Annotated in this window: 19 protein-coding genes; 6 read left to right on the top strand and 13 right to left on the bottom strand. The window is 66.1% G+C overall.

Annotated features, from left to right (window positions below; all coding sequences use genetic code 11):
- Window positions 1-32: 32 nt before the first annotated feature.
- On the bottom strand, window positions 33-1,313 hold the full coding sequence (urtA, locus tag HF877_RS01435) for an urea ABC transporter substrate-binding protein (protein WP_169619308.1): 1,281 nt from the start codon (window positions 1,311-1,313) through the stop codon (window positions 33-35).
- A 195-nt stretch (window positions 1,314-1,508) separates the two neighbouring features.
- Window positions 1,509-2,921 carry an acetate metabolism transcriptional regulator RamB gene (gene ramB / locus HF877_RS01440; RefSeq protein ID WP_169619310.1) on the bottom strand — a complete coding sequence of 471 codons (1,413 nt, stop codon included), beginning with the start codon at window positions 2,919-2,921 and terminating at the stop codon, window positions 1,509-1,511.
- Between the two features lie 460 nt (window positions 2,922-3,381).
- Here ramB and aceA point away from each other — a divergent pair, with 460 nt between their 5' ends.
- The 3 genes from aceA (at window position 3,382) to metE (ending at window position 8,087) form a co-directional block, all read left to right on the top strand.
- Window positions 3,382-4,671 carry an isocitrate lyase gene (aceA, locus tag HF877_RS01445; protein ID WP_169619312.1) on the top strand — a complete coding sequence of 430 codons (1,290 nt, stop codon included), beginning with the start codon at window positions 3,382-3,384 and terminating at the stop codon, window positions 4,669-4,671.
- 120 nt (window positions 4,672-4,791) lie between these two features.
- On the top strand, window positions 4,792-5,688 hold the full coding sequence (locus HF877_RS01450; protein WP_169619314.1) for a 3-hydroxybutyryl-CoA dehydrogenase: 897 nt from the start codon (window positions 4,792-4,794) through the stop codon (window positions 5,686-5,688).
- 107 nt (window positions 5,689-5,795) lie between these two features.
- Window positions 5,796-8,087: a 5-methyltetrahydropteroyltriglutamate--homocysteine S-methyltransferase gene (metE, locus tag HF877_RS01455; protein ID WP_169619315.1), complete on the top strand. Its 2,292-nt coding sequence runs from the start codon at window positions 5,796-5,798 to the stop codon at window positions 8,085-8,087.
- 79 nt (window positions 8,088-8,166) lie between these two features.
- Here metE and HF877_RS01460 read toward each other — a convergent pair whose 3' ends face one another.
- From HF877_RS01460 to HF877_RS01470, 3 genes are all read right to left on the bottom strand, one after another.
- Window positions 8,167-8,949, bottom strand: a complete 783-nt coding sequence (locus tag HF877_RS01460; protein ID WP_169619316.1) for a SigB/SigF/SigG family RNA polymerase sigma factor — start codon at window positions 8,947-8,949, stop codon at window positions 8,167-8,169.
- The gene (locus tag HF877_RS01465; protein ID WP_169619317.1) at window positions 8,946-9,377 is read right to left on the bottom strand and encodes an ATP-binding protein; all 432 of its coding nucleotides are present in this window, start codon (window positions 9,375-9,377) and stop codon (window positions 8,946-8,948) included. Before HF877_RS01465 ends, HF877_RS01460 begins: the two co-directional genes overlap by 4 nt.
- A gap of 151 nt (window positions 9,378-9,528) precedes the next feature.
- Window positions 9,529-10,074 (bottom strand): GNAT family protein, encoded by a 546-nt coding sequence (locus HF877_RS01470; RefSeq protein WP_169619318.1) that lies wholly within the window; start codon window positions 10,072-10,074, stop codon window positions 9,529-9,531.
- Window positions 10,075-10,549: 475 nt separating this feature from the next.
- Here HF877_RS01470 and HF877_RS01475 point away from each other — a divergent pair, with 475 nt between their 5' ends.
- Window positions 10,550-10,915, top strand: coding sequence for an anti-sigma factor antagonist (locus tag HF877_RS01475; RefSeq protein WP_346765032.1), 366 nt, complete (start codon window positions 10,550-10,552; stop codon window positions 10,913-10,915).
- Window positions 10,916-10,947: 32 nt separating this feature from the next.
- On the opposite strand, the gene HF877_RS01480 is transcribed toward HF877_RS01475, so the two are convergent.
- A complete protein-coding gene (locus tag HF877_RS01480; protein ID WP_169619320.1) occupies window positions 10,948-11,307 on the bottom strand; it encodes a hypothetical protein in 360 nt (119 codons plus the stop codon).
- Window positions 11,308-11,592: 285 nt separating this feature from the next.
- Here HF877_RS01480 and HF877_RS01485 point away from each other — a divergent pair, with 285 nt between their 5' ends.
- Entirely contained in the window at window positions 11,593-11,838 is a 246-nt protein-coding gene (locus HF877_RS01485) for a DUF6480 family protein (protein WP_169619321.1), read from the top strand.
- 84 nt (window positions 11,839-11,922) lie between these two features.
- Here HF877_RS01485 and HF877_RS01490 read toward each other — a convergent pair whose 3' ends face one another.
- The 5 genes from HF877_RS01490 to HF877_RS01510 form a co-directional block, all read right to left on the bottom strand.
- Window positions 11,923-12,597, bottom strand: coding sequence for a PAS and ANTAR domain-containing protein (locus tag HF877_RS01490; RefSeq protein WP_169619322.1), 675 nt, complete (start codon window positions 12,595-12,597; stop codon window positions 11,923-11,925).
- A 134-nt stretch (window positions 12,598-12,731) separates the two neighbouring features.
- Window positions 12,732-14,150, bottom strand: coding sequence for a trehalose-6-phosphate synthase (locus HF877_RS01495; protein WP_169619323.1), 1,419 nt, complete (start codon window positions 14,148-14,150; stop codon window positions 12,732-12,734).
- A gap of 54 nt (window positions 14,151-14,204) precedes the next feature.
- A complete protein-coding gene (locus HF877_RS01500) occupies window positions 14,205-14,357 on the bottom strand; it encodes a hypothetical protein (RefSeq protein WP_169619324.1) in 153 nt (50 codons plus the stop codon).
- An 88-nt stretch (window positions 14,358-14,445) separates the two neighbouring features.
- Window positions 14,446-15,018: a type 1 glutamine amidotransferase domain-containing protein gene (locus HF877_RS01505; RefSeq protein ID WP_169619325.1), complete on the bottom strand. Its 573-nt coding sequence runs from the start codon at window positions 15,016-15,018 to the stop codon at window positions 14,446-14,448.
- Window positions 15,019-15,082: 64 nt separating this feature from the next.
- Window positions 15,083-16,624 (bottom strand): FAD-dependent oxidoreductase, encoded by a 1,542-nt coding sequence (locus HF877_RS01510; protein ID WP_169619326.1) that lies wholly within the window; start codon window positions 16,622-16,624, stop codon window positions 15,083-15,085.
- A gap of 146 nt (window positions 16,625-16,770) precedes the next feature.
- On the opposite strand from HF877_RS01510, the gene HF877_RS01515 reads away from it, so the two are divergent.
- Complete coding sequence (locus tag HF877_RS01515; RefSeq protein WP_169619327.1) at window positions 16,771-17,952, top strand: zinc-dependent alcohol dehydrogenase; 1,182 nt, start codon at window positions 16,771-16,773, stop codon at window positions 17,950-17,952.
- A gap of 93 nt (window positions 17,953-18,045) precedes the next feature.
- Here the strand turns inward: HF877_RS01515 and HF877_RS01520 are convergent, their stop codons facing one another.
- Together HF877_RS01520 and HF877_RS01525 are read right to left on the bottom strand one after the other, a co-directional pair.
- Window positions 18,046-18,855: a 5'/3'-nucleotidase SurE gene (locus HF877_RS01520; RefSeq protein WP_169619328.1), complete on the bottom strand. Its 810-nt coding sequence runs from the start codon at window positions 18,853-18,855 to the stop codon at window positions 18,046-18,048.
- A complete protein-coding gene (locus HF877_RS01525) occupies window positions 18,852-19,769 on the bottom strand; it encodes a PfkB family carbohydrate kinase (protein ID WP_346765033.1) in 918 nt (305 codons plus the stop codon). Before HF877_RS01525 ends, HF877_RS01520 begins: the two co-directional genes overlap by 4 nt.
- Window positions 19,770-19,828: the final 59 nt, after the last annotated feature.

The raw sequence follows: 19,828 nt of genomic DNA on the forward strand, positions 1-19,828 counted from the left end.
TGCCTCCCTGGTCGGCTTCCCGGTCGTGAGCGTCAGTTTCCGGAGAGTCCGGCAGCCCAGTCGTAGGACTCGAGGTACGGATCGGGATCGACGGCGCCGTCCGACTCCCACACGGTGTAGATCAGGCCGTCGCCGCGGATTTCACCGATACGGGCGGTCTTGGTGATGTGGTGGTTGTCGCCGTCGATCGTCACGGTGCCTTCAGGAGCGTCGAAAGAGACTCCGTCGGAAGCTTTCACGACGTCCTCGACCGCAAACGACTCGGCCTTCTCGACGCTGTTCTTCCACAGGTAGACCGAGGTGTAAGCAGCTTCCATCGGGTCGGACGTCGGCTTGTTCGCGCCGTACTTCGCCTTGTACGCCTCGACGAACGACGCGTTCTCGGGGGACTCGACGGTCTGGTAGTAGTTCCACGCGGTGAGCTGGCCTTCGATGTTCTGCGCGCCGATACCCACGACCTCTTCCTCGGCGATGGACACCGAGACGACCGGCATGTCCTTCGCGTCGAGACCCGCGTTGGTGTACTCACGGAAGAACGCGACGTTGGAATCGCCGTTCAGCGTGTTGAATACGGCGTCCGCGTCGGCGGTGCGGACCTTGTTGACGATGGTGGAGAAGTCGGTCGACCCGAGCGGGGTGTAGTCCTCGCCCTTGATCTCGATGCCGTTCGCCTCGGCGTAGGCCTTGATGATCCGGTTCGCGGTCTGCGGGAACACGTAGTCGCTGCCCACCAGGTACAAGGACTTCACGCCCTGTTCCTTGAGGTAGTCCAGCGCCGGCACGATCTGCTGGTTGGTGGTCGCACCGGTGTAGAAGATGTTCGACGACGATTCGAGGCCCTCGTACTGGACCGGGTAGTACAGCAATGCGTTGCGATCCTCGAACACCGGGAGCATCGCCTTGCGGCTGGACGATGTCCATCCTCCGAATACCGCTGCGACACAATCGGAGCTGATGAGCTTCTCGGCCTTCTCGGCGAAGACCGTCGGCTCCGACGCACCGTCTTCCGCGACGACCTGGATCTGCTTTCCGAGGACGCCGCCGTCCGCGTTGATCTCTTCCACGGCGAGGGCGATCGAGTCACGCACGGTGACCTCGGAGATCGCCATCGTGCCCGAGAGCGAGTTCAGCGAACCGACCTTGATGGTGTCGCCCGAGGTGTCGACACAGGACGTGCCACCGGAGGCGCCCGCCGACGAGTCGGGCGTGTCTCCCGCGCGGCTTCCACAGGCGGTCAGGACGAGACCGACGGCGACCAGCGCTGCAGGCGCCGCGATGGCGCGAGTGGCGAACTTGGACCTGGCAACTGACATGAAGGTGCCCTTCCTTCGAAGGTGGGACCGGAGAGGACCGGTGTATCCGGCGGCGTATACAACTCTGTATCCGCGAGGCCAAACACTAGAAGGGCGTTGTTGCGCCAGAATATCTCCCGGTCACAGTTGTGTGACGCGGGTGACGAGTGTGTTACATCGTCCTTACAGCGCTGTGTGCGAGTCGGTGACGCGTCGTCAGCGGACGAGATACGGAGACACCGAACTGCGGTGCTCGTTGATGTCGATCTCCTTGCCGAGGGGCGGGAACGCCCGCTGCGGGCAGTTCACGCGCTCGCACACGCGGCAGCCCGACCCGATCGGGGTGCCGGGATTGCTTTCGTCGAGGTCGAGACCGTCGGCGTAGACGAGACGGTGGGCGTGGCGCAGTTCGCAGCCCAGCCCGATCGCGAAGGTCTTGGACGGCTGCCCGTAGCGAGCCGCGCGGCGCTCGACGGTGCGGGCAACCCAGAGGTAGCGCCGGCCGTCGGGCATCTGTGCGATCTGCGTCATGATCTTGCCGGGGTAGGCGAACGTCTCGTACACGTTCCAGAGCGGACAGGTGCCACCGCTCGTCGAGAAGTGGAATCCGGTCGCCGACTGTCGTTTCGACATGTTGCCGGCGCGGTCGACCCGGACGAAGGAGAACGGGACGCCACGCAGCTTGGGCCGCTGCAGTGTGGAGAGGCGGTGGGTGATCGTCTCGTAGCTCACGCCGTAGAAAGCGGAGAGCCGCTCGATGTCGTACCGGAAGTTCTCGGAGATCTCGTGGAACTGCGTGTACGGCAGGAGCAGTGCGGCTGCCCAGTAGTTGGCCAGGCCCAAGCGGGCGAGAGTGCGCGACGCGTCGCTCGTGAACGCACCTTCGTCGACGAGGCGGTCGATGAGGTCTCCGCATTCGAGGTACGCCAGCTCGATGGCGAGTTTGAACACCTGCTGGCCACCCGACAACTGGGGCGCTACCTCGAGGATCCGGGTCTCCGGGTCGTAGCGGTGGAGGATGTTCTCGCCGAGGTCGATGCGCTTGACGATCTGGACGTCGTGCGCGGTCTGCATGCGCTTGGCGATCTCCCCGCCCACGTCGCCACGGTGGAATCGGATCCGGTTGGCGAGTTCCTCCGCTGCCGTGTCGAGATCGTGCAGGTAGTTGTGGCGCTGATAGAAGTAGTCGCGCACTTCTTCGTGCGGCATGGTGATGGCGCCGCTGCCGCTGCCGTCGCTGTAGCGGTCTTCGGTGGCCGCGGCGAGTTGCGCGGTGGTGTTCCGGAACCGGCGGTGCATGTTGACCATGGCGCGCGCCAGGTTGGGATGCGCCGCGACCATCTCCGCGATCTCCTGGGCGTCGGTGTCGATGCCCATCTCCTGGTCGAGCGCGACCTCACGCATCTCTGCGATGAGCCGGGTGTCGTCCTGGGAGGAGAAGAACGTGGTGTCGACGCCGAACACTTCGCTGATGCGCAGGAGTACCGGCACGGTGAGAGGCCGGACGTCGTGTTCGATCTGGTTCAGGTAGCTGGCGGAGATCTCGAGCGTCTTGGCAAGCGCGGCCTGGCTCAGTCCCCGCTCGGTGCGTAGCTGGCGCAAGCGGGCGCCGACGAAGGTCTTGGCCATTCGCCCAGGGTAAAGCCCGGTCGGGGTGCTTCGCAATGTGTTGTTCGCAGGTTGTTAAGAGAAGGCGTCGGTTGAGCGCCGGGGAGGCGGACCCGGCCGGTGCCGGTCCTGTGAGTGCGCTCACAGAGGCGCGGGTTCGGTGGTGAGTGCCGGGCTCGGTGGCGCGTCCTCCGGCTCCGGTCGTCGCCACATTACTTTTCCGGCATAAGCCGAGGTAGGAACCTACCGGCGGGTAACCAAAGGGTAAAAAACCCGGTCGTTGGCGAGGCCACTTATTAGCAACCTTTGCAAGGGCCGGTTCGAACCTAGCCAAGATTGGCATTAGCAACAGGTAGACGGGGTTTTTCGGCTGTGTCATTGTCATGGAGTACATCCGAAAGGAACGCAAAGGATGTGAAGCCGTACGTATGTACTGCTGAGCGTTCATAGCGGATTCAGATCGAGAGAGTGGAGCTTTTTGATGTCGACTACCGGCACCCCGAGGACCGCTGAGGAAATTCAGAAGGACTGGGACACCAACCCCCGCTGGAACGGGGTTACCCGTAACTACACGGCCGAGCAGGTCGCGAAGCTGCAGGGCACCGTCGTCGAAGAGGCCACCCTCGCGCGTCGCGGCTCCGAGATCCTCTGGGATCTCGTCAACAACGAGGACTACATCAACTCCCTGGGCGCCCTCACCGGCAACCAGGCTGTGCAGCAGGTCCGCGCCGGCCTCAAGGCCATCTACCTGTCCGGTTGGCAGGTTGCCGGCGACGCGAACCTGTCGGGTCACACCTACCCGGACCAGTCGCTGTACCCGGCGAACTCGGTCCCGCAGGTCGTGCGCCGTATCAACAACGCACTGCTGCGCGCCGACGAGATCGCCAAGGTCGAGGGTGACACCTCGGTCGAGAACTGGCTGGCACCGATCGTCGCCGACGGCGAAGCCGGCTTCGGTGGCGCGCTCAACGTCTACGAGCTGCAGAAGGCCATGATCGCGGCCGGCGTTGCCGGTTCCCACTGGGAGGACCAGCTCGCTTCCGAGAAGAAGTGCGGCCACCTCGGTGGCAAGGTGCTCATCCCCACCCAGCAGCACATCCGCACCCTGACCTCGGCTCGCCTCGCAGCCGACGTCGCCGACGTCCCGACGGTCGTCATCGCCCGTACCGACGCGGAGGCAGCCACGCTGATCACCTCCGATGTGGACGAGCGCGACCGCGAGTTCCTCGACGGCACCCGTACCGCCGAAGGCTTCTACGGCATCAAGAACGGCATCGAGCCCTGCATCGCTCGCGCCAAGGCCTACGCCCCGTACTCCGACCTCATCTGGATGGAGACCGGCGTGCCGGACCTCGAGGTTGCGAAGAAGTTCGCCGAGGCCGTCCGCAGCGAGTTCCCGGACCAGCTGCTCGCCTACAACTGCTCCCCGTCCTTCAACTGGAAGGCACACCTGGACGACGCGACCATCGCGAAGTTCCAGAAGGAGCTCGGCGCGATGGGCTTCAAGTTCCAGTTCATCACGCTGGCGGGCTTCCACTCGCTCAACTACGGCATGTTCGACCTGGCGCACGGCTACGCCCGCGAGGGCATGACCGCCTTCGTCGACCTGCAGGAGCGCGAGTTCAAGGCTGCTGCAGAGCGTGGCTTCACCGCCATCAAGCACCAGCGTGAGGTCGGCGCCGGCTACTTCGATTCGATCGCCACCACCGTCGATCCCAACACCTCCACGGCTGCCCTGAAGGGCTCCACCGAGGAAGGCCAGTTCCACTAGGAACAGCGCCACCCAGGTCCACCCCGCGGCGGGATCCCTCAGGTCCCCGATATCCCGCCGCGGGGTGCGCGCGCATCCAGCGACGACCTCTCACGACCCCACAAACGAGAAGGAGCTGACGTGACCAGCGAAAAGATTCAGCGCGTCGGCGTGATCGGCGCCGGCATCATGGGCGCAGGTATCGCCGAGGTGTGCGCACGCGCTCATGTCGACGTACTCGTGTTCGAGCAGACCCGCGAACTCGCGGCAGCCGGACGCGCCCGCATCCTCCGGTCGCTCGACCGTGGGGTGAGCACCGGCAAGATCACCGAACGCGAGCGGGAGCAGGCTGCATGGCGGTTGCGCTTCACCTCCGACCTCGGTGACTTCGCCGACCGTCAGCTCGTCGTGGAGGCCGTCGTCGAGGACGAGAAGGTGAAGAGTGAAATCTTCGCCGAACTCGACAAGATCGTCACCGATCCCCACGCGGTGCTGGCATCCAACACGTCGTCGATCCCGATCATGAAGCTCGGCATCGCGACCGCGGCTCCCGAGCGAGTCATCGGGATGCACTTCTTCAACCCGGTGCCCGTGCTCCCGCTCGTCGAGCTGGTCACCACGCTGAAGACCGGCTCCACGGTCGCTCGGCGCGCGGAGGCGTTCGCTGCGGATGTACTCGGTAAGCAGGTCGTCCGTTCGTCGGATCGTGCCGGCTTCATCGCGAACGCGCTGCTCGTGCCGTACCTGCTGTCGGCGATCCGGATGGTCGAATCCGGGTTCGCAACCAAGGACGATATCGACAAGACGATGGTGCTGGGCTGTGCTCACCCGATGGGCCCCCTCGCACTGACCGACCTTGTCGGACTCGACACGGTGAAGGCGATTGCCGACTCGATGTACGAGGAGTTCAAGGAGCCCCTGTACTCCGCACCGCCGCTGCTGCAGCGGATGGTCGAGGCAGGGCTCGTCGGAAAGAAGTCGGGCGCCGGCTTCTACGAATACGCCGACAAGGGCCGCGCGATCAAGAAGGCCAGCTAGCCAGTCAGCACCACCGTACTTCGGCGCCCGTGCTCCGACAGCAGTGCTTCACGCACCGGCTGCCGGTGCACGGGCGCGAAGTGCATGAGGGAAAGGTCGACTCCGACATGGCAACTCCTGCCGACGGATACGGGTCAAGCATCCTCGGGTATCCGCGTATCGGGCCCCGCCGTGAACTCAAGCGTGCTCTCGAGTCCTACTGGCACGGCACGAGCACGCGCGACGAACTCGTCGCCGTCGCTCGCGACATCCAGGAAGACACCTGGCGCGAGCTCGCGGCGACCGGCCTGACCCAGGTCCCCGGAAACACGTTCTCCTACTACGACCATGTGCTCGACAACGCCCTGTTGTTCGGCGCGGTCCCCGAGCGGTTCCGCCCACTGCTGGGTGAACTCGACCCGCTCGATTTCTACTTCACGATGTGCCGCGGGCGTGAGGATTTCCCGCCCCTCGAGCTCGTGCGCTGGTTCGGCAGCAACTATCACTACCGCCAGCCGGAACTCGACGAGAACACGGTCTTCGAGCTGAATTCGGCAGCGGTTCTCGACGAGTTCGAACGGGCGAAGGCCGACGGCATCGAACTCCGGCCCGTCGTGCTCGGCCCGGTGTCGCTGTTGCTGCTGTCCAAGGTCGCGCCGACCTCCGCTCGAGACGGTTTCCGGACCCTCGACCTTCTCGATTCGCTGCTCCCGCAGTACGAGAAGCTGTTCGAGCAGCTCGCGCGCGCCGGCGCCACGTGCGTCCAGCTCGACGAGCCGTCGTTCACCGAGGATCGCAGCGACGACGAACTGGCCGCGCTGCGCCGCGCATACGACGTGCTGGCGCATGCCCCACTGCGTCCGCGCATCCTGGTCACAGGACCGTACGGCTCGTTCGGTGAAGCGCTCCCCATCCTGGCGTCGTCGAAGGTCGAGGCGATCGGTCTCGATCTCGTCAACGGCAGGATGAGCGCCGACGAGTTCGCGGCTGTGCCCGGTCTCAAGCGGAAGCGGATCTACGCGGGTGTCGTCGACGGACGCAACGTCTGGAAGACGGATCGGCGTCGCACTCTCGAATACATCCAGTCGATCGCGGCGGTTGCACCGGACCTCGTCGTCTCGACGTCGTGCTCGTTGCTGCACGTTCCGTACGACCTGCTCGTCGAGTACGACATCCCCGGCGATGTCGCCGACCGCCTCGCATTCGCGAAGCAGAAGGTCGGTGAGGTGGTCTCGCTCGCGAAGGCGCTGACCACCGGCGCCGAGGAACGGTGGCGGAGGCCGCCGGTGTCGGTGCACTTCAAGCAGAAGCACACCGTCCGAGCCCGGATGAACGCGCTCACGCCCGAGCATCGCCATCGCGCACCGTACGAGGAGCGACGGACTGCGCAACAGGCACGGCTGAATCTTCCGCCCGTGCCGACCACGACGCTGGGGTCGTTCCCGCAGACGGACGAGACCCGCAAGGCTCGGTACGAGCTGGGGCAGGGACGGCTGTCGTGGGAGGAGTACGTCAAGCGCATCCAGGAGACGATCGAATCCACCATCCGTCTCCAGGAGGACATCGGACTCGATGTGCTCGTGCACGGTGAGCACGAACGCAACGACATGGTGCAGTACTTCGCCGAACTGCTGGAGGGCTTCGCAACCACCCACTACGGGTGGGTGCAGGCCTACGGTTCGCGCTGTACTCGTCCGCCGGTTCTGTACGGCGACATCGTGCGGCCGAAGCCGATGACGGTGGAGTGGATTTCGTTCGCTCAGTCGTTGACGGACAAGCCGGTCAAGGGAATGCTCACCGGCCCGGTCACCATGCTGGCTCGTTCGTACGTGCGGCAGGACCAGCCTCTGCACGAAACGGCCGATCAGCTCGCTCTCGCGATCCGCGACGAGATCGCAGATCTCGAGCGAGCGGGCATCGCGATCATCCAGGTCGACGAACCCGCTATCCGCGAGCTGCTTCCGCTGCGGCAGGACGGCCGGGCCGAGTACCTGGACTGGGCGGTCGACGCGTTCCGTCTCGCGACCGGTGGCGCCAAGCCAGAGACGCAGATCCATACGCACCTGACCTACTCTGGTCAGGAGTCGGTGGTCGACGCGATCGAACGGCTGGACGCGGACGTCACCGCCATCGTGGCAACGCGGTCCATCGGCTGGGTGCTCGAAGCGATCAAGGACAGGGCACTGTCCCACGGTGTCGGACCGGGTGTGTACGAATCCCGGTCCGCCCGGATCCCCGACATCGACGAGCTCGACGAACTGCTCTCGGAGGCAGCGGAATCCGTGGAGCTCGACCGATTGTGGGCAAACCCGGACGGTGGGCTCAAGACGCGTCACTACTGGCAGCTCGAGCCGTCGCTGCGGAACCTCGTGGCCGCGGCACGCAGGCTCCGGCGCCGGGCGTCCTCGAACGCCGGGTAGTCGCCAACTCGCCCGACACCGCACCGCCCCCGACCGGAATTCCGGTCGGGGGCGGTGTGGTGTCGAGGGTTATCTGTGATCAGAAGTTGTCGCCGAGTTGCTCGCGCAGTTGCGCGAGCGTCTTGGTGAGCAGGCGAGACACGTGCATCTGCGACACCCCGACACGCTCGGCGATCTGCGTCTGGGTCATGTTGCCGAAGAACCGGAGCAGAACCACCGTGCGTTCGCGGGCGGGAAGCGCCTCGAGCAGTGGACGCAGTGCCTCGTGGTTCTCCACCTCGTCGAGCGCTGCGTCGTAGTCGCCGAGTGTGTCGGCCAGGGTCAGGCCGTCGTCACCCGACGGGGACGAACGATCCACGGACACGGTCTGGTATGCGTTGCCGGCGACCAGGCCCTGCATGACCTCTTCTTGGTCGATCCCCAGTTCCGCCGCGAGTTCCGCTGCTGTTGGGGCCCTGCCCAGGTGCTGCGAGAGTTCGGAGGTCGCCTTGCTCAAGGAGAGGTGGAGTTCCTTCATGCGGCGCGGAACGCGCACGGCCCATCCGGTGTCGCGGAAATGACGCCGGACCTCACCCATGATCGTCGGCACTGCGAACGACACGAAGTCGGACCCGCGTTCGGTGTCGAAGCGGTCGACGGCATTGACGAGGCCGAGGCGCGCGACCTGAAGCAGGTCCTCGAACGCTTCGCCTCGCCCGTCGAATCGGCGCGCGATGTGCTCGGCGAGGGGCAGGCAGCGCTCGACGACCGCATCACGGATCGCCGACCGTTCCGGGTCGTCCTGACTCAGCGTCAGGAGCTTGCTCAAGGTTTCGGTTACGTCGGCGTACTCGTCGCTCGATCGTGCTGGATTTCGGCTCACCGAGCGGCACTACCTTCTGCGATGGACATGTCGATGGTGGAGAGGGTGCCGTCCCCGTGATCCTCCGACGACACCGAGATGGAGTCGGTCAGCGAGTTGAGCACGTGCCACCCGAACGAACGGGGTTGCCCGACCGCGTTGGCGTTCGCGGTGGGGGCGGTCAAGGCGATACGGAGCCGGCCGGGCACCAGTTGAAAGCTGCACGACAGGGTCGCGCCATCCGGCGCGCCCATGATGAGACGGGTCGCGGCCTCGTCCACGGCGAGTTTCACGTCGGCCACCGTATCGAGATCGAAGTCGTGTTGCAGCGCGATTGCGGCAGCGACCGCGCGAAGTACGGACAGCTGGGCGGGGTCGGCCTGAACTCGCAGTTCGACTACCGGGGTGGTGTGGTCTCGTGCCGATTCGATCGACGCGGAATTGGCCATGAGGTTTTGATCTCCATGAGGGGGTCGAAGCAGGTCAGGGGGTCGTTTCCTTGAGGTGTCCCGGCAAGGCTACCCACACCGCCCCGTGTTCAACCTCCCGCCTACCTCATGAGCAGCGAAAGTCACTTACACGGCGGGTTCCCCCGCCGAGTCACGGCCTGGGGTCCGACGCCAGTACGGCGTACACGAAGCTGTCCGTCCACTCGCCCTTGCTCCAGAAGTCCTGCCGGAAATGAGCCTCCCGTCGCATCCCGACGGCAGCTGCCAGTCGAGCCGAAGGCGTATTGCGAGCGTCCATCTGAGCGGCGACGCGGTGCAGCCGGCCATGGTCGAACCCGGTTGTGAGGACGGTCCGGACCGCCTCGCGAGCGAATCCGCGACCGGTGTGGGCCGGATCGAGTACCCAGCCGATCTCGGCCGACCGGTGCTCGCGATCGGTGAGCCAGAGCGAGATATCGCCGACCGGCGCGCCGTCGTGCTCCAGGATCAGCGCTACGGCCCCCTCCTCGCCGTCGAGGTCGGTGCGCGCCAGACGCTTGTCCAGAACCTCTGCCCCGCGAGCCTCGGTCCACGGATCGTCCAGCAGAAAGCGTGCGACGTCCGGCCGGGAGTGGACCGCTACCATCCAATCGAGATCATCGGGGCGATGAAGTCGCAGGCGCAACCGGTCGGTCCTCAACGGCAATCGGAAGGGCACGCCGCGACCCTAACAACGTGACGAGCACGCGGTCCACACCACGAAGCCGGTCGTCAGGATCACACCAAGAGGCTTCCGGCGCTGCACATCTCGACAGCGGCTCCGGCGCGCCCCGGGTCGACACCCGCGCGCAGATTCTCGCCGCGCGCGAAGGCCACGCCGTCGGCCGGTCGTGGATCGAGGGGCGAGACCGCCGATCTATGTGAGGTCAGGGCCACTCGGGACAGCGGACGGCGGTTGAGAGCTGGCGCCGGTTGCACTAGTGTTTGGGAAGGTTGAGCACACAGCCGGGAACTCGGAAGCGCCACGCGGCCGCGAGGTTTTTCGGTAGGTAGCCGGAGTGCCACCGCTGTCGTCGCGCTTAACAACATCGTCTGTGTTGGGAAGTGTCATGACAGTTTCTCAGCGAATCGCATCGCCTCATCGATGGTCGACCGCGGCTACGTGGTCGGTATGCCCTGCACCCTCCGACGTCGTGGTCGAGCAGTGGTTCGGAGCAGAATTCAGTGCCCTCCCGATCGGCTCCGACGTCATCCAGATCAGGGTGCGTGGAGAGATCGACATCCGTAATGCGCACGCGTTGCGTGATTTCGCCGCCCGACACCTGGAAACGTCCCGCATCGTCCTCGACCTCTCCGACGTCGACTTCTTCGGTGCTGCCGGCCTCAGGGTCTTCGAACACCTGGAGACACGCTGCGAGCAGGGCGGGTATCACTGGGCACTGGTAGGGAGCAGGCCCGTGCACCGCTTGTTCCGCGTGCTCGGGGCCACCATCCCCGTCGTCGCGCACCCGTCGCTCGACAATGCTCTCGCGACGCTCGGGCTCGACCGGGCGTCCTGAGCCCGGCGACTCCGGGGGGAGGTCGAGCGGGATCACACTGCTATACCTGCGGCAAAGCCCGCGTAGAGCACCATCAGTACAAACAGCGCCCATCCGGTGCCATGCCAAATCTGCCACCGGCCGGCCGCCTGCCAGACCCGGAAGGTCTGCACGAAAGCGCCCAGCCCACCGAGGAGCAAGATCAGAACCGGGCCGAATGCGAGGATCGCGCGCGCGGGGTCGGTACAGACCGCGAAGTCCGCGTCGGCGCAGGTATCGCCTGTATTCAGGCTTGCCCACACGATCACACCGGCCGCGACGACGGCGGCAAGCGCAATCACGCCTGCGGCGTACCACATCGCTGTCCGTGCGAGCCGTGAGTCGTTCCGGGGGTTCTTGACCTCAGGTGTCATGGAATATCCTGTGTTGTAGGTAGTTTCGATCGCGTTCCAGTGCGCCACACCGCCGTGACGCGGCCTTCCCGAGCCGGTTCGTCCGTGGTGGGGCACTACACAACGACTACCCCACACGCGGGTAAGTAATCCCCGGCGCAGAGCACTCGCATCGAGCCGGATGCTGTCGGTGCGGTTCGAACAGCGGGTCCCGGGTACTCCGGAGGAACGGTCGGGCAGGGCGGCGATCCCGCTGTCGGTGTTCCCTGCCGATCACGAACCGAAGCGACGATCCGAGGAGGATGTGTGACTGTCTCCGATCCCGAACCACACCGCAATACCGATCCCGATCCGGCGTCGACACCCGATCTCGAGCAGGGCGGCGGGGTCAGCCCCGGTTCCACCCCTCCCGAATCCGGTCAGACCTCTGGGTTGTCCGCACCGGAACCGGAAACGAGAAACCACTTCCCCGTCAGTGGGTGGGTCGCACTCGTTTCCATCGCTGTGATCGTGGCGATCTTCGTGGCGGTCATCGTCGCGGTGCTGCTCTGAGCGCCGTCCGGCGCTGAAGTCCGGCCGCTCTGCGCTGTCTGCCGGCGGTCGGGGACGAAGGAGCCGTACGGAGGGCGGCTCCCGCTATTCGTTCCCGACGCGCTCGTGCAGGGTCATGAGCAGGTGGTCGAACTCCGTCCGGCTCATCGCTTCGGTCCCGGGGCCCGCAGTGATGTCGGCGACGAGTTGCTCGGCGAGTACCCGGAGTTTGACGTTCGTTTCCTGCGACCGCCAGGCCAGCACCTCGAAAGCGTGCTGGGGCGAAATGCAGTACACGAGCATGAGGACGCCTTTGGCCTGTTCGATCACGGCGCGGGATTCGGCGAGTGCGTTCACCGCCAGGTCGACACCCTCGCGGACCTCTTCCTCGAATGCATCGGACAAGTCCAGATAGAAGCCCGAGGTGCCGAGCAGGGTGCCGTCCTCGTCGACGAGCCGGTCCCCGATCACGGCGACACGCTTCACGTTCCCAGCGGTGTCGATGATCCGGTGCCGGCTACTGAACGGTTCACCCGCCGAACGCACCGCGTCGAGAAGCATCGCGATGTGTTCTTTGTCGTCCGGGTGTTTGTGTTGAAGAAGCAGGTCGGTGGTCGGCGTGACGGTTCCGGGCTCGTAGCCGTGCATCCTCGCGACGGCATCCGACCATTCCCATGCGTCGTTTGCGAGCAAGTACCTGAAGCTACCCACATGCTGGGTGGCACCGTCTCCGGCGTGCCCGGCCAGTGCGGGCTCCTCCGGGATGCTGCGGTCCGTCATATGTCCGATTATGCGGCACACACCGAGCGTCGTCGCCACCGCCTCGAGTGAGGCGGTGGCGAACCAAACGGCATCTATGGGGCACGTCGGTCACAGCTGATAATGCGACCCGTGTCACAAATTGTCCGGACCGGTCAGTGATCCTCGGTGAGGTGGGACAGGAACGAATTCGCCCAGCGGTCGACGTCGTGTGCCATCACGTGTTTGTGCATGGAGCGCATTCGCCGCGCGGCGCTCGCCCGGTCTTCTCCCACGGCGTTCACCACGGCACGTTTGACGTCCTCGAGATCGTGCGGGTTCACCACGTGCGCACGCCTCAACTCTGCGGCGGCCCCCGCGAACTCGCTCAGCACGAGCGCTCCGCTCCCGTCGCCGTGACACGCCACGTACTCCTTGGCGACGAGATTCATACCGTCGCGGAACGGGGTGACAACCATGACGTCGGCCCCGGCGTACATCGCGACCAGTTCGTCGCGATCGACGGGCCGGTGCAGGTAATGCACCACGGGCCGTCCGAGCTGCCCGAACTCGCCGTTGATGTTTCCGACCTGCCGTTCGATGTCGTCGCGCAAGGACGCGTACGCGGAGAGCCGTTCGCGGCTGGGGGTCGCGAGCTGGACCATGACGACCTTTTCGGGGTCGAGCGTGCCCTCGACGAGCAACTCGCGCAATGCCTCGAGCCGAACGCTGATCCCCTTGGTGTAGTCGAGCCGATCGACACCCAGGAGAATCGTCTCCGGGTCGCCCAGCTCCGCACGTATCTCCTTGGCGCGCAGTTTCGTTGCGGCCGTGACCGACTGGTCGCGCAGCTGTGCGGAATCGATCGAGATCGGATACGCGCCGACCCGCACGCGTCGATCCCCGAGATCGATGGTGCCGCCCCCGGTGGTGCCCCGAGGAGAGCTCGGGAGGTCGAGCAGCCGCCGGGCGAGGTACAGGAAGTTCTCGGCGCCGCCGGGCAGGTGGAAACCGACAAGGTCGGCACCCATGAGTCCCTCGAGGATCTCCTTCCGCCACGGCAGCTGGAGGAACAATTCGGTGGGAGGGAACGGGATATGCAGGAAGAACCCGATCCTCAGATCGGGGCGCAGATCGCGAAGCATCCGCGGGACCAGCTGAAGCTGGTAGTCGTGAACCCACACGGTGGTGCCGGGCGCTGCCGCCCGAGCGGCCTCCTCGGCGAACCGGCGGTTGACCTTCTCGTAGGTGCGCCACCAGGCGCGGTCGAACGTCGGCGCGATCACCGCATCGTGGTAGAGCGGCCAGAGCGTCTCGTTGGAGAAGCCCTCGTAGTACTCCGTGACTTCCGCTTCGCTCAGTCGCACCGGATGAAGGGTCAAGCCCTCCTCGACGAACGGGTCGAGGTCGACGTCGGGGGTGCCGGGCCAGCCGACCCACGCGCCGTCGGCGGAACGGAGGACCGGCTCGAGCGCCGTCACGAGCCCGCCGGGGCTCCGACGCCACACCCCTGGCCCACCGTCCGGCGGGGTCTCCAGGTCCACCGGAAGCCGGTTGGCCACGACCACGAATCGGTTGGAGGACGTCTCACTCATCGTTGTTCAACTTTCGCATCGGTATGCGGGCGGCAGGCTGCGTGAGCTGGGAAGTCACGCCTCCAGCCGCTCCACTTCGACGGCCTGCACTTCGTCGAACATCGCGTCGATGCGGCGCTTGATTTCGGCGGTGCTGAAACGTGCCCCGACCGCGGCGGGCGAGGGCGTCGCCGCAGCGGGGTCGGGCAGTGCGTGGACCTCAACCATCGTCGAGGGGTCCTTTCTTCTCACAACAAGTACTTCTCACAACTGGGCACGTGCGCTGTCGGACGGGTTTCTCCGTCATCCGTCTCGGTCAGGAGCTACCCGAACCCGCCTCGGCGACCACGTCGATGACGGCTGCGCAGAATGCGGGGAGGTCGTCCGGGTTCCGGCTGGACACCAGGTTCCGGTCGATGACCACCTCTTTGTCGACGACGGTTCCACCGGCATTCCGGATGTCGGTGCGCACGCTCGGATACGAGGTCAACGTGCGGCCGTCCACGACTCCGGCTTCCACCAACGTCCACGGGCCGTGGCAGATCACGCCGACGGGCTTGTCCGATTGCACGAAGTCCCGCACGAAGGCGACAGCGTCGGGATCCTGGCGCAGATGATCCGGGTTGGTGGTGCCGCCCGGAAGCAGCAGTGCGTCGAAATCGGAGACGTTCGCGTCGGCTACCGCCCGGTCCACGGGGTACTTGCCGGCTTCGTTCACATCCTGCTGCATCGCCTGGATCTCGCCGGTCCGGAGCGACAACAGTTCGAGTGTCGCGCCTTCTTTTTCGACGGCCTTCCATGGCTCGACGAGCTCTACCTCTTCGACACCGTCGGTGGCGAGGACCGCAATCCTGCGTCCCGCGAGACGGCCTTGTTCCGCTGTAGTCATATCTATCGTGCCTTTCTCGATCCGGACCCGGATACCCCGGGCCGTGTGTCAGGAAACGTCGCGGTCAGCGGCGATTCAGGTCACTCGTCGCCGGTCCCTCGAGCCGGGTGCCGTCGGCGGCGAAGCGAGATCCGTGCAGGGGACAGTCCCAGGAGGCCTCTTCGTCGTTCCATCGCAGTACCCCTCCGAGATGCGGGCACACCGCCGACACCCGCTGGGTCCGGCCGTCGATCGTGGATATGCCGACGGGAAGGCCGCAGTCGCGCGCGACGCGTCCTTCGCCCTCGCCGGGTGCGGTCGAGGAGTCCGAGCTGGTCTCCGCGTTCCACCATCCGCGGGCGAGGTTGATGCCCACGCCCGCGTTGAGCTTCACCGCGCTCGGGACGTCGAACAGCTGGGACGGGCTCCACGCCGAATACCCGGGAGCCCACGCCTCGATCTCGGGATCGCGTTCACCGGTGATCCGGGTGCTCAACAGGTGCGCGGCGGTGACCGCGTTGGTCATACCCCACTTGCCGTAGCCGGTCGCGACCCAGAGGCGGTCCGTTGTCGGGAGCAGTGGACCGACGTACGGCAGCGAATCGAGCGTGCTGTAGTCCTGCGCGGACCATCGCGCGACGGGCTTCGCTCCCGGGAAATGCCGCTGCGTCCACGCGATGAGGTCCGCGACAGCGGCACGGGTGGATCCCTTGTGCCGGCCCACCACGTGGCCGTTGCCGCCGACGAGCAGCAGAGGGTGGTCGTTGCCGGACGAGGAGGCGCTCCGAGGATTCGCCGCGGGGGCGGTCCGGATCGAGCGGGTGGGCGAGTCCACCGACAGGTACATGCCGCTGGGCGGTGTCTCTGCCACCTCGAACGCGCAGGCGTACGAGCGTTCCGGTTCGAGTCGCGCGAAGAACCCGCCTCGATCCAGGATCGGCATGCCTGTGGCCAGTACGACGTGCGCGCCGCGCACGCTTCCGGACTCGGTCTCGACCGTGCAGCCGCCGCTGTCCGCCGAGGCCGACACGGCGCGGATCCCGGTGAAGACCTCGCCGTCGTTCGCCCGGAGTTCGCGCACAGCAGCGCGCAGCATCGGCATGGGGTCGAACTGGATCTGATTCGGCAGCACGACCGCCGAGGCGACGGGATAGGGCAACTCGGTGTCGGTCACGGTTCGCGTCGGCAGGCCCGCCGCGCGGCAACTGCGGTGTTCTGCCTCGACCGAGCCCACGCTCTCGCCGCTCACGGCGTACGTGTACGCGTCGGCGGTCTCCGTTGCCACGTCGTTGTGCTTGCAGAACTCGGCGATCCACCGCTGGGCGCCGAGATTGCCGTCCACGTACGCCTGCACGACCGGGCGGGAATGCCGGCGCGAGATCTGTGACAGGGCGGTCCCCTGGAGGAGGCTCACCTTGGCGGTGGTGTTGCCGGTGGTCACCGCCCCGATATCACGTGCTTCGAGGATGGCGACGCGCTGCCCGGACCGGGCGAGCAGCAAGGCGGTGACGACGCCTGTCAGCCCCGCGCCGACGACGACGGTGTCGTACACCTCGCGTCGCTGCGTCCACTCGTCGCTGCTGTGGGTGCCGGCCTCGGCGTCTCGTGCGAGCCACAATGACGTCACGTGCGATCTCCTTCGTGGTGGGGTCGGGCGGGTGTGCCGGTCGATCCGGGATCTCGTGCCCGGCGGATACCCCGATCGGCGCGGTTAACCCCGGCGGGGGCCGGGTAGCCGGAAAACACGTGCAGTCCACAGCGGAGGAGTTCCCGATGAAGGCAGTGACATGGCAAGGTCGTCGAAAGGTCAGCGTCGACAATGTCCCCGACGCGAAGATCGAGAAGCCGACCGACGCCGTCATTCGAGTCACGACCACCAACATCTGCGGGTCGGATCTGCACCTGTACGAGGTGCTCGGCGCCTTCATGACGCCCGGCGACATTCTCGGGCACGAACCGATGGGGATCGTGGAAGAAGTCGGCGCCGGTGTCACCAGCCTGACTCCGGGAGACCGAGTGGTCATCCCGTTCCAGATATCGTGCGGCAGCTGCTTCATGTGCGACCACGGGCTCCAGTCGCAGTGTGAAACCACTCAGGTTCGCGAAGAGGGGAGTGGCGCAGCACTTTTCGGATACTCGAAGCTGTACGGCAGCGTGCCGGGTGCACAGGCGGAGTATCTCCGTGTTCCCCTGGCCGACTCGACTCACATCAAGGTTCCCGACGGGCCGGCGGACGACCGTTTCTCTTACCTCTCGGACGTGTTGCCCACCGCCTGGCAGGCGGTGGAATACGCGAACATTCCGGACGGCGGCACGGTGGCGGTGCTGGGGCTGGGGCCGATCGGCGAGATGGCAGGACGTATCGCCATGCACCGGGGTGCGCGCGTGATCGCGGTCGATCTGGTGCCGGAACGGCTCGCTCGTGCCGCTTCCCGCGGTATGGAGACGATCGACCTCCGTGAGGCGGGCAGCGATCTCGGCGACATCATCCGCGACCGCACCGACGGTCGCGGCACCGACTCGGTGATCGACGCGGTGGGGATGGAAGCGCACGGGTCGCCGGTGGCCAAGCTTGCCCAGACGGCGACAGGATTCCTGCCCTCGGCGATCGCGGAACCGCTGATGGAGAAAGCAGGAGTGGACAGGCTTCACGCGCTGTACACGGCCATCGATATCGTGCGACGCGGCGGCACCATCTCGCTCAGCGGCGTGTACGGCGGGATGACCGATCCCATGCCCATGATGACGATGTTCGACAAGCAGATCCGGCTGCGCATGGGTCAGGCCAACGTCCTCCACTGGGTGCCGGAGATTCTTCCGCTGCTGACGGACGACGATCCGCTCGGAGTGGACACCTTCGCGACGCACAGGCTGTCCCTGGCGGAGGCACCGCACGCGTACGAGATCTTCCAGCGCAAGGAAGACGGCGCGATCAAGATCGCCCTGCATCCGTAATCGATCGTCCGCACTCGGCACCGCGCCCCACGTGGATATCCACGTGGGGCGCGGTGCCGTCGGTGTTGTGCTCGAGTGCCGGGAGACGCGGGCTCAGGAAGGGGACACACCGTCCCGGGAGAATCCGAGGTCGCCTAGATCGGACCCCGCCATCTCGAACGGCATCTGCAGGACGGTCGCGGTGGCCCACCCGCGGCTGAGCAACACGGCGTCGGTGTCGTCCGGCCCGTGGATGTCGATGGCCTTGAAGGACATGGTCACGGTGCGGGTGTCGTCGTCATCGTATTGATCGTCGTAGTCCTCGTCCGAGTCGGAGATCTCCGCCTGAACCGCACCGAATTCGGCCAGCTGGGCCTCGCGCAGCCCGTGCAGTTCCTCGACCGGAACATCGGGGATGTTCACGTTGAGGACCTCGCCGGGTTCCCCGTGCTCCATCGACCATCGCACGGCACGTTCGGCGATGTATTCCGCGGTCTCCCACGACGAGGGATCGGATGCGTTGAGCGACAACGCGACCGCGCGGGCCCCGTGAGCCGCCGCGGTGAGAGCGGCGCCCACGGTTCCGGAATGAAGGATCGCGCGACCGGTGTTGGGCCCGAGGTTGATCCCCGACAGAACGAGGTCGGGAGTGTCACCGAAGGCGCCGTACGACGCGACGAACGTGATCAATGCCGGGGACGCGTGGACCGCGAGAACGTCCACGTCGGGAAGCTCCGGCATGGACCGCCGCGACACCTTCAGCTTTCCGTCGTCCTCGAGGGCGCTCAGCGCTGCGCTGGCGCCGCTTCGTTCGATGTGGGGTGCTGCCACCTGCACGTCGAGGCCCGCCGCGACGGCGACCCGGGCCAGCGCGGCCAGCCCGGGACTGTCGATTCCGTCGTCGTTGACGATCAGCGCCTTCATGTGTGGTCCTTCTCCAGTCGTCGCACCTGCACGTTCTCGGTCATCTTCTCGATCGAGTGCCGCTGACCGGTGGCGAGTCCTCGTCGCGTGACGTTCACTGCGCCGGCGGCGGCACCGAGCCGGAGAGCTTGCTCGAACGGGAGTCCGTCGGCATAGCCGACGGCGAGGCCCGCGGTCATCGAGTCGCCGGCGCCACGGTGGTCCACCGACTGCACCGGGGGCGCCTCGACCTCCCAGACCCCCCCGTCGTGCAGTGCGATCGCCGGATCGGCCGCACGTGAGATCACGACGCTTCCGGCACCTTCCTTGTGCAGCGAGTGCATGGCGGCGATGAGGTCGTCGAGGTCCTCCGAGGCCGCGCGGCCGTCTTCGATGAGGTCCTCGTGGCTCACCTTCAGCAGCGACACCCCGCCTTCCAGCGCGGCGGTCAGGGTCGGGCCCGAGAGATCTGCCACGACCGGGATCTTCAGGGCGGACAGGTCGGCGCAGAGGCGGGTGTAGAGCTCGGTGGGTACGGCGTCGTCGCAGTGCGGCCCGCCGATGATCGCAACATCGGCGGACATGCCTGCGCCGAGCGAGGCGCTGAAGAGGTCGTCCGTCTCGTGGCGGGTGAGCGTGGGTGGCTCGACCTCCACGACCACTTCGCGTTCGCCGCCGCGACGGTCGTGGACGTACGAGCCGTTGTCGGAGGCGGAAGACACCGGATGGACCGTGATGCCTTCGCGGCCGATGAGGTCGACGAGAATGCCGCCGGACTCACCGCCGAAGGGGCCGCACAGGTGTACGTCCATGCCCAGGATGGATGCCATCCGGCCGATCCAGAAACCCTGTCCACCGGGATGCACGTGCAGTTCTGTGCTCCCGCTCGGCGCTTTTTCGATCGTGACCGTCAGCAGGGGTGAGGGAGCGAACACGAATGCAGATGCTCCCTGTCTTGCGTCGTCGGACTGTGTGGGTTCTTCTCTGTCTGCGG

The organism is Rhodococcus sp. BL-253-APC-6A1W, from assembly GCF_012843405.1.
GTDB lineage: Bacteria > Actinomycetota > Actinomycetes > Mycobacteriales > Mycobacteriaceae > Rhodococcus.

Coding starts and splice junctions, on each gene's coding strand:
- urtA (WP_169619308.1), bottom strand. CDS start 1,313: ATGTCAGTTGCCAGGTCCAAGTTCGCCACTCGCGCCATCGCGGCGCCT.
- ramB (WP_169619310.1), bottom strand. CDS start 2,921: ATGGCCAAGACCTTCGTCGGCGCCCGCTTGCGCCAGCTACGCACCGAG.
- aceA (WP_169619312.1), top strand. CDS start 3,382: ATGTCGACTACCGGCACCCCGAGGACCGCTGAGGAAATTCAGAAGGAC.
- metE (WP_169619315.1), top strand. CDS start 5,796: ATGGCAACTCCTGCCGACGGATACGGGTCAAGCATCCTCGGGTATCCG.
- HF877_RS01465 (WP_169619317.1), bottom strand. CDS start 9,377: ATGGCCAATTCCGCGTCGATCGAATCGGCACGAGACCACACCACCCCG.
- HF877_RS01480 (WP_169619320.1), bottom strand. CDS start 11,307: ATGACACCTGAGGTCAAGAACCCCCGGAACGACTCACGGCTCGCACGG.
- HF877_RS01490 (WP_169619322.1), bottom strand. CDS start 12,597: ATGACGGACCGCAGCATCCCGGAGGAGCCCGCACTGGCCGGGCACGCC.
- HF877_RS01495 (WP_169619323.1), bottom strand. CDS start 14,150: ATGAGTGAGACGTCCTCCAACCGATTCGTGGTCGTGGCCAACCGGCTT.
- HF877_RS01500 (WP_169619324.1), bottom strand. CDS start 14,357: ATGGTTGAGGTCCACGCACTGCCCGACCCCGCTGCGGCGACGCCCTCG.
- HF877_RS01505 (WP_169619325.1), bottom strand. CDS start 15,018: ATGACTACAGCGGAACAAGGCCGTCTCGCGGGACGCAGGATTGCGGTC.
- HF877_RS01515 (WP_169619327.1), top strand. CDS start 16,771: ATGAAGGCAGTGACATGGCAAGGTCGTCGAAAGGTCAGCGTCGACAAT.
- HF877_RS01520 (WP_169619328.1), bottom strand. CDS start 18,855: ATGAAGGCGCTGATCGTCAACGACGACGGAATCGACAGTCCCGGGCTG.